The organism is Bacillus sp. FSL K6-1005 (assembly GCF_038000225.1).
GTDB lineage: Bacteria > Bacillota > Bacilli > Bacillales > Bacillaceae > Bacillus > Bacillus mojavensis.
The window spans coordinates 3,586,515-3,600,384 of sequence record NZ_JBBOBP010000001.1 but is presented as its reverse complement, the minus strand read 5'-3'; the positions used below and the strand labels follow the sequence as shown (position 1 = coordinate 3,600,384).

Below are 13,870 nucleotides of genomic sequence, written 5' to 3'. Positions count from 1 at the left end.
TGTTAGTATGGCAACCAAAGGAGGAGGATAATTATGCACATAATAAAGCTAACCGCAGTAAAACTGGCAGCCCTGGTATTCCTAGTAGGTGCCCTAGCCCTCCCGGTTTTGCCTAATGCTGCGGGTGCCGCAGAATCCCAAGCCACATACAAAGTTGAAAACCTCAACGATAGTGTGCTGAAGATGACGTTCGATCATGCAGATGTTCATATTGACGCTGATGGAAATGCTACACTAAAAGATCACGTAACGGGCGAAGAACAAATTCTCCCTAAAAGCTCAACTGACAAAAATGGTGATCCTGTTACGCTACAATACGATAAAATCGATCATGGCGTTTTGGTCAAATTAGTAAGCCAAGAACCTGGACAAACCAGCGGTACAGTCAGCACCCAATCGGTTGGAAAATGTATTCTAGGTACTGGCGGCGGTGCGATAACTGGCGGCGGTACTCTGGGCCTTGCTGGCGCTGCTGTAGGAACAGTCACGATACCCGGCATTGGAACTGTAGGTGCTGGTGCCGTTGGTGCAATTACTGGCGCTGTTGGCGGTGCAATGACAGGGGCTGCTGCATCTTGCTTTTAAAAGGGGATCACTCCCTCATTTTTACTAACGATAGAAGGTGATCGAAATGTACAAAATCATCATTCCTTCAATACTGGCCATATTTGCCCTATGGATTTTATTACAGCTCTCACTCAATATGAGCATCTTTAAGAATCCAATGAATTACTTTATCGTATTCATTATCTTCTTTCTCTTTATAAAGATGGTGAAAGAAAAACAACAATAGTTTCCTTTTGAACGACTATAAGAAACCAGATTTGTATTGAATCTGGTTTTTTTGTGTTTCATTTTATCCTCACTCATTTCGCCACCCTCTTTCCCTCATTTTCATTGTCTCTAAAAGGAGTTATGCGTTACTATCGTATAAGGGTCCAATGATGAAAAATAATGACATACTTTTAAATTAACCTGATATGCACATGCTCATAAATAGGGGTTTATTCTAAAAAGGGGATGGACGGTTTTGGAAAGCAAGTACTTAGATCTACTCGCACAAAAATACGATTGTGAAGAAAAAGTGGTAACGGAAATCATTAATTTGAAAGCGATACTCAACCTGCCAAAAGGCACCGAGCATTTTGTCAGTGATTTGCACGGGGAGTATCAGGCATTCCAGCACGTGCTGCGTAATGGTTCGGGACGAGTCAAAGAGAAGATACGCGACATTTTCAGCGGTGTCATTTACGATAGAGAAATTGACGAGTTAGCAGCATTGGTCTATTATCCGGAGGACAAATTGAAGTTAATCAAACATGATTTTGATGCGAAAGAAGCGTTAAACGAGTGGTATAAAGAAACGATTAACCGAATGATTAGGCTTGTTTCTTATTGCTCCTCGAAGTATACCCGCTCCAAACTGCGTAAAGCACTGCCTGCCCAGTTTGCTTATATTACGGAGGAGCTGTTATACAAAACAGAACAAGCTGGCAACAAGGAGCAATATTACTCCGAAATCATTGATCAGATCATTGAACTTGGCCAAGCTGATAAGCTGATCACCGGCCTTGCGTACAGCGTTCAGCGGCTGGTGGTCGACCATCTGCATGTGGTCGGCGATATTTATGACCGCGGACCGCAGCCGGACAGGATTATGGAGGAGCTGATCAACTACCATTCTGTCGATATTCAGTGGGGAAATCACGATGTCCTTTGGATCGGCGCCTATGCCGGTTCCAAAGTGTGCCTGGCCAATATTATCCGCATCTGTGCCCGCTATGACAACCTGGACATTATTGAAGACGTGTACGGCATCAATTTAAGACCGCTGATGAATCTGGCCGAAAAATATTACGATGATAATCCAGCGTTCCGTCCAAAAGCAGACGAAAACAGACCGGAAGAAGAGATTAAGCAAATCACAAAAATCCATCAAGCCATTGCCATGATCCAATTCAAGCTTGAGAGCCCGATTATCAAGAGACGGCCGAACTTTAATATGGAGGAACGGCTGTTACTGGAAAAAATTGATTATGACAAAAATGAAATCACGCTGAACGGAAAAACATATCAGCTGGAAAACACCTGCTTTGCGACAATTAACCCCAAACAGCCAGATCAGCTATTAGAAGAAGAAGCAGAAGTCATAGACAAGCTGCTATTCTCTGTCCAGCATTCCGAAAAGCTGGGCCGCCATATGAATTTTATGATGAAAAAAGGCAGCCTTTATTTAAAATATAACGGCAACCTGTTGATTCACGGCTGTATTCCTGTCGATGAAAACGGCAATATGGAAACGATGATGATTGAGGATAAACCGTATGCGGGCCGTGAGCTGCTCGATGTATTTGAGCGGTTCTTACGGGAAGCGGTTGCCCACCCAGAAGAAACCGATGACCTGGCGACAGATATGGCTTGGTATTTATGGACAGGCGAGTACTCTTCCCTCTTCGGAAAACGCGCCATGACGACATTTGAGCGGTATTTCATCAAAGAAAAGGAAACGCATAAAGAAAAGAAAAACCCGTATTACTATTTACGTGAGGACGAGGCAACCTGCCGAAACATCCTGGCAGAATTCGGCCTCAATCCAGATCATGGCCATATCATCAACGGCCATACACCAGTAAAAGAAATCGAAGGAGAAGACCCAATCAAAGCAAACGGAAAAATGATCGTCATCGACGGCGGCTTCTCCAAAGCCTACCAATCCACAACAGGCATCGCCGGCTACACGCTGCTATACAACTCCTACGGCATGCAGCTCGTCGCCCATAAACACTTCAACTCCAAGGCAGAAGTCCTAAGCACCGGCACCGACGTCTTAACGGTCAAACGATTAGTGGATAAAGAGCTTGAGCGGAAGAAAGTGAAGGAAACGAATGTGGGTGAGGAATTGCTGCAGGAAGTTGCGATTTTAGAGAGTTTGCGGGAGTATCGGTATATGAAGTGAGGGGTGTGGGTTCAGGGATTATATTCTTTGGGCCCTTTTTTACAATCGAATATAAATCAACAAAAAGCCTCTCAAAATAAGGTTTTGAGAGGCTCACTATCAAACATGAAAAGTACTTCTATTAGTGTTAGGTCTTATGACTTGGTCTACATTCTCAGCAATCGATTTATAATTTTGTTTTTTTGATAAACGATCATAATCCCCAACAATATAAAACTCTTTTTTTGCCCTTGTAACTGCAACATTAATTAAATTAGGCTTTGAGCACGACCAATTTGCCGCTCCATCACTATTTTGATCTGTCCCCACTACAAAGTAAACAGTGTCGGTTTCTTTTCCTTGAAAGGTATGGGTAGTTCCTATTGAGCTTCGAGTCCAATCATTTACTATTTTCTTTGGTACATTTAATTCTGCCAATCGCTTTTTAATTGTTTTTTTGAGACCATCTTTCACTGCTGTAAAGGGAGTAATAACATATAAATCAGGAGCATTTAATGTATTTTCCCATTTTTGATAAATCTCTTCAGCAACTAAATCTGCCTGCTCTTTTACAAACTGCTTATTAACCGCTACTCCCTTACAGTCAAACCATTCGCTTTTCCCTTGTTTTTTTATCGCTAAAACCATTTTATTATCATAAGCAATTTGATTAGCGATTGTAAACATTGGATTTAAGCATCTCCTATGAACCCATAAAGGTGTCCCTATCCACTGTCCTTTATTGTTATACATTCCAAATGGATTCGCCACATCCGCCAGTGATTGTACAGAACTCCCTATTTCAATAAACCGATCTTCAATACCATAAAATTTTTTTATATCTCCTAATATTGTTCGATCAATGGTGACAACTGGTTCAATCTGGATTGGATCACCAACAACGACAACTTTTTGAGACCTCCATAATGCACCTGCCGCTTGTTGCGGAGTAGCTTGTCCCGCTTCATCTATAAATAAGTAACGAATAAAATCACGTCCAACTCCTTTATACATTGTTCGAACACTGGCAAAGGTTGTACTTATTACGGGTGTGATTAAATGGATTACACCCCACATATGTTGTAACCACATTCTGTGCTCAGTCTGATTTAAATCTAACTTACTTCGATAATTTAACAAACGCAAACTTGATTTTATTGCTTTATAATTAAATATTAAAAACAATTTGTGGACTTTCATTCCCTTTAAAAAAAGAAGCCCTCTTTCAAAATTCAATTCATCAGTTAGCCAAGGTGTATGTAATTGCCTATATTCGTATGCACTTTGAGAATTGGTCCAATAATTATCATCGGGTATTACTAACCCCTGATTTTTGCATTTATTGTTGATAGAATCCCTATATTTCTTTAACTCCATCCTTATTTGATTCGATCTCATCTGCAAAAGATCCCATTCCTTTTCTTCATTTTTTATTTTCATAGTTATTTTTTGCAGTTGATCTTCCATCTGTAATAATTTGTTTCTTTTTGTATGAAATAATCTTTGAAAAAAAGTTGGTTTAGAAAGCGTCTGAAACTCTCTCTCTAACAACCGTTTCTGTTGTTTATAATGAGCTGTCTTTAATACTAACTTTTCTTGTTCTGCCTCTAGTAACAATAACTGATTATTTATATCCCTATATTTTTTAAAAATTTCGCATAACGATTGTAGTTCTGCTTTCTTTTGTTTAACTGATTTCAATGTTTGTTGGAAATCTGTTACTGCATTCTTCCAATCTGTTAAGCTTATTTTTTTATTTTCTCGTTCTAATTGCTCAATGAATGATAGTTCAGATTCGTTATTATTTCTATAATAAAGTTTTTTGTAATAGTGAGATATATTTTCCGACTTTCCTAAAGATGCTGAGAATAGTCCCCAAGCATCTGTCTCTTCACCGAGAAGAGCCTTTGCCGCAAAAGGAAACATCGATAATTCCTCTGCTTCTAATGCATATGCTTTTTCATAAGAAGAAAATACATTTTCATCTGTAACTTTACGTATAATTTCCTTCTTTTTAGGAAGGTCTTTTGAGATATTTTCAACTGCTCCATTATTGCTTGAAGCCACTACCATAGAATACTGATTAATAGATTTATCAATTTCATAAATAGTATAATGATAGCCATCTAAAACTAATTTCTTTATTTTTTTCAGAGCTTTTTCTGGGTTTTCAAAACAAGCCATTTTTTCTGCTTTTTCAACCATGAGATTTGCAAAAATATCTTTTAACAGTGTCGTTTTCCCTGTTCCTGGCGGGCCATTCACAGAGCTTATCTTTTGATTGTTATTTATAATTTGATTTACAGCTACTTGCTGCATTAAGGATAATCTATGTTCAACAGGTGACGGCCACCTGCCGTTAGGTACATTTTTAGGCTGCAACACATCTTCAATTAAAACTCTATTTTCATCAATGTTCGTTCTATTATCTACCCCTTCAATTAATTGCCGTAGTGTTTCATTTTCTCCTTGTGAGATAATATCTCCTAAGTCCTCTAAGAAAAAGCTATGAAAATTATTTACCCGTCCATCTTGTCCAACCTTCAAAATTTCTTTCTCAAAATAATGAAGCGCCATATTATCTATTCGTAAAAAATACCGTTCATATACTTCAAGTACTTTCTTAAGGGCTTTTTCTGTTACTCCATTTACAAAGATGGCATCAACCTGTTCCTCAAATAATCTCAACTGATCTCGAAATGTAGTCATCAAATCATCATATGCCACTTCAAGATGTTCGTTTATTAATTTCATCACATACATAAGTACAGGTACAAATGCAGAATCCTTTACATACTTGCCTGTATGGTCAACTAAAAAAGACATGCTAAATAACATTTTCTGATCTCTATTAATCATTTCTTCATTATTTTGGAATAGATCACGTAGATAGCTAACAAGTTTATGTTGCTCAAAGCAACCTAAATAGTAACGAAATTGAATAAAATTTTTTTCAGAGTCCTTCAACTGATGCCTCTCCCAAGGCCTTTCAGAAAAAAGAACTTGTTCTGTTTTCTTTCGTTGTTGACCATCTAAAAAATGGCTTCTCCCCAATTCATCTCCTATACCATTGACTCCGCTTGGTGATAAAGCCTCAACTAAGTGCCATGCCCTTAATACAGACTTTACATTTATCTTCCCCATAATTTCCTCCTATTTTTACAACATCATTCGGTTATTGTCCTCAATTGATCCAACTGGTATCTGTACAAAATCCCTAAACTGATTGATCAGTCTCTTTTCTTTTTTTCGACACATTTGTTTAAATATTGAATAATTAACTAGATCACACATTAAAATTATTAGATTTTAGAACATTTCATTTTAGTGAAAATTCATGATTGATTCATAAACTCTGAGATCATCTGTTAAATTTATGATACGATGACAGTAAAAAAGACATAACAGGGGCTAGTCATATGAGTGAACTTGTGTTTGAAAAAAGAGATTTTAATACAGAACAAATTCTTGCGTTAAAGGCATCTCAATTAGATAACAATCCGATTGTATACATTCTTTATAACGAAAAAAAGAAGCCGACTGCATATATTGGGCAGACTGTGCAGGCTGCACGACGATTGAAAAATCATTTGAGAGACAAGAAGCGAATAAGTTTAACGCGAACCATTTTCATTGGTCATGAAAGATTTCATCAGTCAGCTTCCTACAATATTGAGACAAATCTTATTAATTACTTTATTGCCGAAAATCACTACCAATTGCAAAATGTCAGTCAGACACGATCGAGAGAAATGCATCATTATTATCAAAAAGAATTTTATAACGAACATCTTTTTGAGGAAATTTGGAATCAGCTTCGGAAAGAGAATGTTGTCAGCGACACCCTTGAAAACCTCAGAAATAAAGATATTTACAAACTATCTCCGTATAAAGAGCTCTCTCCCCAGCAGGTGGAGATCAAAAATGAAATTCTTGATTTTTGCAAGGCGCATATTGAAAAACCAGGTAACCATGTCATTTCTATAGAAGGAGATGCCGGAACAGGGAAAAGTGTCTTACTGAGCTCTCTATTTAACACGATTCAGGATTTATCTAAAGATGAAAATTCACATTTAAAAAACAAGAACAATTACTTACTTGTGAACCATGGTGAAATGCTGAAGACTTATAAAAGCATCGCAAACAGCTTGCCAAATTTAAAGAAAAAAAACTTAATGAAGCCTACCTCCTTTATAAATCAAATGTCAAAAACAGGGGAAACAGCTGATATTGTATTAGTAGATGAGGCTCATCTGCTTTTAACCAAAAAGGATAGATACAATAATTTCCACTATCAAAATCAGCTAGAGGAAATCATTAAACGCAGTAGAATCACTATTGTCATCTTCGACCCTAAACAAGTGTTAAAAATTAAAAGCTATTGGAATGAAAGGTTGCTTGAGGAGATCACCAATCAATATCATGCGAAAACAGTAAAGCTCACGGAGCAAATGAGAATGAATGCAAATCCAGACACACTAAAGTGGATTAACCATTTTGTCTCAAAACAATTGCTCCCTCTGCCGCAAGAAAATAATGATACCTTCCAGCTCAAAATCTTTGAGGACCATGCCGACTTTAAAGCTGCAATTGAGAAAAAGAATAATGAAGTAGGTCTATCACGTATTGTCTCGACCTTTGATTATATCCATAAAAAAGATGGTGCTACTTACATGGTCGATGAGGAAGGCATTAATATGCCATGGAATTCTACAAATGACAAATGGACTTGGGCAGAAAATGCAGATTCTATTAAAGAGGTGGGTTCAATCTATACTGTTCAAGGCTTTGACCTAAATTATGTTGGCGTCATTCTAGGACCTTCTGTCAGCTATGATAGTGAAAAGGATGAGCTTTTCATCGACACTGCAAAATATAAAGATACAGGCGCATACACCACACGAGACGACATGTCTGCCGAGAAAATAAAAAAAATAAAGGAAGAGATTATTCTAAACTCGATCAACGTCCTCATGAAACGAGGCATCAACGGTCTTTACATTTACGCAACGGATGTAAAATTAAGAAATAGATTGCTAGAGTTAAAAAGGAGAAGGAAAAAATGAGCGAAATCAAAGATTTAATTAGCACGATTAATGAATTTAGAGACGCACGCAACTGGAGACAATACCACAACCCAAAGGATCTCGCCATCTCCATTTCAATTGAAGCAGCCGAGCTGTTAGAAGACTTCCAATGGAAAAGCAGCGAAGAAGCACTCAAAGCAAACGAAGAAAACATTCGTGAGGAAATCGCTGATATTCTTATCTATTCGCTGATGCTCTGTTCAGATCTTGATATGGATGTGAAGGAGATTATTGAGGAGAAGATTGTGAAGAATGGTCGGAAGTATCCGGTCAAAGAGTAGAGTAATTATATTTCCTTTACATTTAATTAAAGCAATCGTCATGCATCAGAAAATAAAATAAGTGTATGACGATCTTTTTATTATGTGCTTGGGAATGGTTAACAAATGATTGGACACTACCTCTTCCAAATTTTAAACAAAAGAAATAATTTTGAAGTTGATGAGAAAACCTTAAATTATACTTATATTTATATCTAAATGCCCGCGCTAAATTTAGCTCAGGATTTTCCCCAACTTTTACCCTTTTATAAATTAGTAAGACTCAAGATAGTCAATAAATTTAACAACAAGAGTATTCTCATTTAGGAACACTTTGGTTCCTTCTTCTTTTTTCTTGAATTAAATTTTGTTAAGTATTTTGTCTAATTAACTTTTTATTGATTTTCCAATTACTTATGATAAGGCTCTCCGTAGTGTATCTAAATGAGGTTTTTTCATCTCTTTTGTTCTAGTTCTTTTAAAACCTTTAAGTCTTCATAATACCTTAACACCGTACTTTGCATTACTAACTTTCTATTGGCAGAATCTCTAGTGTTACGAAATTTCTCATTATAAAACAGAGTAAAATCATGTATTGTGCTAAATAAGGTTATGTTAGCTTGTACCCATTCTGATAATGTCTCATCAGAAAAAGGTAAGTCATTTGATTCAAAAAATAAACTATCCAACACTGACGAATAAGGTGTTACACTTGCAAATAACTCATCTTCAAAAATAGTCTCATTTTGATACTCATTAAATAATGAAATTATAGATTCAGCATATGTTATCATTTGATACCTAATTTCTTTAACTTTATATAGTACTTCATCGTTAGACTTGGTATTATCAAAAATAAAATTACTAATTATCTTATATTGGGGATAAAACTCAAAATGAACACCTTTTATTAAACGTTTATTAGAGCCTTTCAAACTATACCAATAAGTCTTATCTTGATTATCGCTTACCCAAGTAGTTTTACAATAATAATTCCCTCGTAAAATATCACTATCATAAAAAGTGAAATAAATCCATATTATATCTGATGGAAAGCCTTTATATCTATCTTCTTGTATTTTGTTATTATATACATCACAAAACAGTAATCTTTTTTTAATTTTTGTTGAGACGTCCGCTATTTCTGCATCCGAGAATGGTTTCTTAAGAAGTATTTTTGCCGCGTACCTTTTTTTAGAACCATGATGGACAGGTTCCACACTCTTAATAATGTAATCTTCGTTTTCAAAGTAAATATTACCTTTTTCATAAGGAGTATACTCTGAAATTTTAAAATAAATTGTACCTCCTATATTAGCTCTATATATAGCATGCTGAGGTGTATCCGGATTATTTAAAGTATGAATCTCAAGTAACCTCTTTACCCACAACTGCAAATCATAAAGTGAAAGTTCTCCCTTTTTTATCAAAAATTTATTCGTCAGTCCATCGCATAAAATATTTGTAAATATACTTCCATTGCTCCCTCCATAAGAAGGTTCAATAGCGTTACTACCACTTAATATCGCATAACCGCTACCTTGAAAAGATTCTATAGATTCTTCTAAATTAGTGCTTTTTGGACCTTCAACTCTAAAATTACCTGAATAGCAGCAGTCTATAAGCAATACTTTGCTTTTAGCTAATGACTCGCCTATTTTATTAATTATGTCCTGAGTACATAATAATCCATCGCTAAAAACAATATTATGAATTTCACTAGAAGTCCCATGACCTGAGAAATAAAAAATAAATATATCATCTTTTTGTAAATTGCCAATAAAAAGCTCAAGGGCATGTAAAAAATCGACGGTTGCTACATGACCGTTATTTGTCATACCCATTTGAAAAATATCCATATCATCCAGCTGTAATCCTTCTCTTAACGCTTTATTAACATTAATTATGTCTGTTTTACAAAATGGTAAGTCAGGTGCACCGATACCTGAATACTCACTAACTCCTACTAAAAATGCCTTTATCCTTCCCATATAAATCACCCCAGCTTCACTTGTTTATCTGATTAAGATTGTAATAACCATATAAATAGACAAGCCCAATTTTAATTAAAGAAAATTGGGCTTGTCTATATTATTCTGGTTGTTCTAATCGTGATTGAATGTTTTTCCAGTGTTTCTTCACTTGTGTTTCCATAAGATTTATAGTTTTTGAATCTTCATCAAATATCTTCTGTGCTCTTTCAACGTAACTAATAAAATTCCCATGCCCTTTCTTACTTTTTCCCAAGTGAGAGTAGTTCTTATATAATTCTCTCCTATACGATTTACGACCGAATTTTTTTGATTTACGATTGCATATCCTTACTTTACGATATGTTCTCGTATAATACTTAAAAAGACTTTTTTCTCTAATTCGAACTTCTTTACCATTAAAACTGAACCCTAAGTAGTCTAATTTTGTCTCATTAAAGTCTAAATCAGTAATCTGATTATCAGTATAAAAATAATTCCCTGTCTTTTCAGGTTGTATTTCTAAATTTGGAATCTGTTCTTTTATATCATCCATAATTTTTTGATGAATTTTATAGTTATAGTCTTGGACGTCTCCTTCAATTGGAATAACTATAATTAAATCATCACAATATCTTCGATATAGGCCCTTTTGCCCTTTTACATATTTTTGTAATTTTTCATCGAAATCTAGCAAATAAATATTAGAACAGACTGAACTGATACCTGCACCTTGAGGTATTCCATAGCTCTTAGAATTCTTGTATATATTTTTATGCTTAAAGGATCTAAATTCCTCTTCTGTGAAATACTTATAACTATTTTTAATTTCACTTTCAGTGTACTTATTTTTTAATTCTGATTCTATTGTATCTTTAATAAAGTAACTAAATCTTGTTATATTCTTGAAGACATTATAATAATCGTCAGGTAATGTATCCTTTTTTAGAACATAGCGGATTTTCTCTTTAAGATACCTATGATCCAATGTATCAAAGAAATTAGTAAAGTCAGCAACAAAAATATATGCACTTTGCTGCACTTTTATAAAATCAATAACTTCTTTAGCAAAGTTAATATTACTTTTTCCAGATAAGTTGTTCCGATATGCAGTTGCAACTTCATTAATACCTAGTTTATCTACAACAGAATTATAGTGGTTATTTAGCTTGTCCCCATAGTACTTATAGATATAGCTATCCATATGAGAGGCATAGAAAATTTTACGGACTTTTTCTTTTGGTTTTTTTTCTTTTCTGCTATATTTTTGAAATTTAATTTCAAAATGCATAAACGGGTAAAACCCATGTTTAGCAACCCATCGAGGGTTCTGGATTTTACCCTTAACTTTTTCAATTGATTTTTTATTATCAAGGTGCTTATAACCCTTTACACGATACTTTTTTTCATTCATATTTGGCAGAGCTAGCAGGGGTATGTAATCGTAGCCTATTACTCTATCAAAACCCTGCTAGCATACTCTCCTTTCGAATTATAGACCATTGCTAGCCTATAAAGAGGCTACTGAATGCACTAATAGCTTATACTATAATCAGTATATTAAATTGGTTGACGATTGGAGGTATCCAAATGCCAAGTTATTCAGAAGCGTTATCGATTGTAATTGACTGGATAAGTATTATGATTACAATTGAGATAAAGCTTGACAGAAATTCACCAATTTCCCTCATAACTACTTTTATGAGGCGTTAACCATATTAATATTACCATCTGATATTGAAATAGTCAAAAAAGTCAATCAAAAGTCATTATGTTTTGACCAATGATCTGGAATAAAGTTTCTTGAAAAATATAAAATTAAATTTTGCGGTTTAGGCGTCATATTAACTACGGAGAATCTGTTCCCTAATAATTGAGAGGAGTAAATATATGAGTTTTTTATTTTTAGAGGATGATGATCTTCAAATGATTTGGGATTCAATTAATAATACTCAACTAGTATTCCACCCAGTATATGCACCAATTGGATCGATTGATTACTCTGAATTTCTAACATTAAACGAAGAAAAAGAAGTTTCTTTAATTCTAGATAGGAACCTTTTTAGTAGTTTATTGTCTCTTGCTAAAAATGGTGATCTAAAAGACACTAAAGAAAAAAGAATGATTGCTCTTTTAATGTTATGGACTCAAATGAAACAGGTTCCAATTAGTGCTGGATTAGCAATAATGGAAAATGCATCAAGATACAACAATTCTTATAATGCTAAAAAATAGAGCTAAATAACTTTAATGATATTTTCGATTTTTATCCACCTCAGATTTGGTTAAATTTAGCTAATGGCACAATAGACCAGATTCCTAAGTGTAACCTTTTCAATATTCCATATGAAAATTCAATCACTTATCATGAAACTAATGATCACTTTCTAATGAATTATGCCAGCATGTTGCATTTAGTTAATATATATCGAGACTCTGATATGAATCCTTTAGAAAAATTATTAGAATTCCTAAGTTGGAACTTTGAAAATTTGCTCATCTCTCAATATATAAATACATATCTTGTTATGTTATTTTCCAATCAAAATGGTATCAAAGCACCCAAACACGCTAATAGCGATATATTAGAAAGAATTGAAAAAGGTTGTATGAACCAAGCCTGGGATTTAACCTATCTATCATATTGGAGTACACTTTATTGGAATGAATCAAAAATGCATGAGGTTTTTTTATTTGCTACCGCTGATACTTTGTTAAAAAAAATTTTTATCAACACACATAATGGAGGAGGTTTATTTAATTTAATAAATGTTGTTTTTCCTAGAAGAAGTGCTGAGAGAATAATTCAATTCTATATTGAAAAAACAAGAAACAGAACAAAACCTGATTTTGGGGATAATCCAACTCAATATTTCAAATCTTTAATTGAGAAAGAAAAAAAGCATTTGAAACAATCTGTAGGTTTATAATCTTTCAACTGTATTAACTAATGTCATTCCCTTTGTTGTAAATTCAAATATAAAGTACAAACTTTAATATAACCAAAACAGGCCCCCCAATTAATAGGGAAGGGACTGTTTTTGTATACAGATAAAACCTCATTTACTTATGATAAGGCTCCCCACGATTAATCCGAAAAGCCCGATAAATCTGCTCAACTAGTATGAGACGCATCAACTGATGAGGAAACGTCATTTTCGAGAACGATAGCTTCTCGTCCGCTCGCTTCATCACTGCGTCACTCAATCCGAGTGAGCCGCCGATGACGAAGGTGACTTTGCTTTTTCCATATGTAGCCAGCTTATCTATTGTATCGGCTAGTTCTTCGGATGTTTTCATTTTTCCTTCGATGGCGAGAGCGATGACGTGGGCGTCGGGGCTGATTTTGGATAGGATGCGGTCGCCTTCTTTGTCTTTTATGATTTTCATGTCCTGGTCGCTTAGGTTTTCCGGCGCTTTTTCGTCCGGGAGTTCGATGATGTCGATTTTTGCGTAGGCCGAAAGTCGTTTGGTGTATTCTTCAATGCCTTGCTTGAGGTATTTTTCTTTTAGTTTTCCGATTGTCACAATATTGATATTCACAGGTCATCCCCACTTTAAAAACAAGTTATTCATATATGTTGTCCACAATTGTGGATATCTTTTCTGTATTTTGTG

General features: G+C 35.0%; 11 protein-coding genes. 7 read left to right on the top strand and 4 right to left on the bottom strand.

The features are described 5' to 3' along the window. Positions 1-33 precede the first annotated feature (33 nt). The 3 genes from NST16_RS18660 (at position 34) to fbp (ending at position 2,956) form a co-directional block, all read left to right on the top strand. Positions 34-585 carry a Pathogenicity island protein gene (locus tag NST16_RS18660; protein ID WP_411802409.1) on the top strand — a complete coding sequence of 184 codons (552 nt, stop codon included), beginning with the start codon at positions 34-36 and terminating at the stop codon, positions 583-585. A gap of 46 nt (positions 586-631) precedes the next feature. Continuing rightward, entirely contained in the window at positions 632-793 is a 162-nt protein-coding gene (locus NST16_RS18655; protein WP_101859670.1) for a hypothetical protein, read from the top strand. 237 nt (positions 794-1,030) lie between these two features. Continuing rightward, on the top strand, positions 1,031-2,956 hold the full coding sequence (gene fbp, locus NST16_RS18650; protein ID WP_340887927.1) for a fructose-1,6-bisphosphatase: 1,926 nt from the start codon (positions 1,031-1,033) through the stop codon (positions 2,954-2,956). A 99-nt stretch (positions 2,957-3,055) separates the two neighbouring features. On the opposite strand, the gene NST16_RS18645 is transcribed toward fbp, so the two are convergent. Further along, positions 3,056-6,079: a DEAD/DEAH box helicase gene (locus NST16_RS18645; protein ID WP_340887925.1), complete on the bottom strand. Its 3,024-nt coding sequence runs from the start codon at positions 6,077-6,079 to the stop codon at positions 3,056-3,058. A 275-nt stretch (positions 6,080-6,354) separates the two neighbouring features. On the opposite strand from NST16_RS18645, the gene NST16_RS18640 reads away from it, so the two are divergent. Further along, positions 6,355-8,001, top strand: coding sequence for a DUF2075 domain-containing protein (locus NST16_RS18640; RefSeq protein WP_340887924.1), 1,647 nt, complete (start codon positions 6,355-6,357; stop codon positions 7,999-8,001). Then, positions 7,998-8,303 carry a nucleotide pyrophosphohydrolase gene (locus NST16_RS18635; protein ID WP_326218706.1) on the top strand — a complete coding sequence of 102 codons (306 nt, stop codon included), beginning with the start codon at positions 7,998-8,000 and terminating at the stop codon, positions 8,301-8,303. The genes NST16_RS18640 and NST16_RS18635 overlap by 4 nt, the downstream gene beginning before the upstream one ends. 434 nt (positions 8,304-8,737) lie before the next feature. Here the strand turns inward: NST16_RS18635 and NST16_RS18630 are convergent, their stop codons facing one another. Then, on the bottom strand, positions 8,738-10,273 hold the full coding sequence (locus NST16_RS18630; protein ID WP_326226214.1) for a caspase family protein: 1,536 nt from the start codon (positions 10,271-10,273) through the stop codon (positions 8,738-8,740). A 100-nt stretch (positions 10,274-10,373) separates the two neighbouring features. Further along, positions 10,374-11,666 (bottom strand): reverse transcriptase/maturase family protein, encoded by a 1,293-nt coding sequence (locus NST16_RS18625; RefSeq protein WP_032731842.1) that lies wholly within the window; start codon positions 11,664-11,666, stop codon positions 10,374-10,376. A 476-nt stretch (positions 11,667-12,142) separates the two neighbouring features. On the opposite strand from NST16_RS18625, the gene NST16_RS18620 reads away from it, so the two are divergent. Together NST16_RS18620 and NST16_RS18615 are read left to right on the top strand one after the other, a co-directional pair. After that, entirely contained in the window at positions 12,143-12,487 is a 345-nt protein-coding gene (locus NST16_RS18620; protein ID WP_326226216.1) for a hypothetical protein, read from the top strand. A 206-nt stretch (positions 12,488-12,693) separates the two neighbouring features. Then, positions 12,694-13,182 (top strand): hypothetical protein, encoded by a 489-nt coding sequence (locus tag NST16_RS18615; protein WP_252360589.1) that lies wholly within the window; start codon positions 12,694-12,696, stop codon positions 13,180-13,182. A 133-nt stretch (positions 13,183-13,315) separates the two neighbouring features. On the opposite strand, the gene rlmH is transcribed toward NST16_RS18615, so the two are convergent. Then, positions 13,316-13,795: a 23S rRNA (pseudouridine(1915)-N(3))-methyltransferase RlmH gene (rlmH, locus tag NST16_RS18610; protein ID WP_003226975.1), complete on the bottom strand. Its 480-nt coding sequence runs from the start codon at positions 13,793-13,795 to the stop codon at positions 13,316-13,318. Positions 13,796-13,870 lie beyond the last annotated feature (75 nt).

Coding starts and splice junctions, on each gene's coding strand:
- NST16_RS18645 (WP_340887925.1), bottom strand. CDS start 6,079: ATGGGGAAGATAAATGTAAAGTCTGTATTAAGGGCATGGCACTTAGTT.
- NST16_RS18635 (WP_326218706.1), top strand. CDS start 7,998: ATGAGCGAAATCAAAGATTTAATTAGCACGATTAATGAATTTAGAGAC.
- NST16_RS18660 (WP_411802409.1), top strand. CDS start 34: ATGCACATAATAAAGCTAACCGCAGTAAAACTGGCAGCCCTGGTATTC.
- NST16_RS18630 (WP_326226214.1), bottom strand. CDS start 10,273: ATGGGAAGGATAAAGGCATTTTTAGTAGGAGTTAGTGAGTATTCAGGT.
- NST16_RS18620 (WP_326226216.1), top strand. CDS start 12,143: ATGAGTTTTTTATTTTTAGAGGATGATGATCTTCAAATGATTTGGGAT.
- NST16_RS18615 (WP_252360589.1), top strand. CDS start 12,694: ATGAATCCTTTAGAAAAATTATTAGAATTCCTAAGTTGGAACTTTGAA.
- NST16_RS18655 (WP_101859670.1), top strand. CDS start 632: ATGTACAAAATCATCATTCCTTCAATACTGGCCATATTTGCCCTATGG.
- NST16_RS18640 (WP_340887924.1), top strand. CDS start 6,355: ATGAGTGAACTTGTGTTTGAAAAAAGAGATTTTAATACAGAACAAATT.
- NST16_RS18625 (WP_032731842.1), bottom strand. CDS start 11,666: ATGAATGAAAAAAAGTATCGTGTAAAGGGTTATAAGCACCTTGATAAT.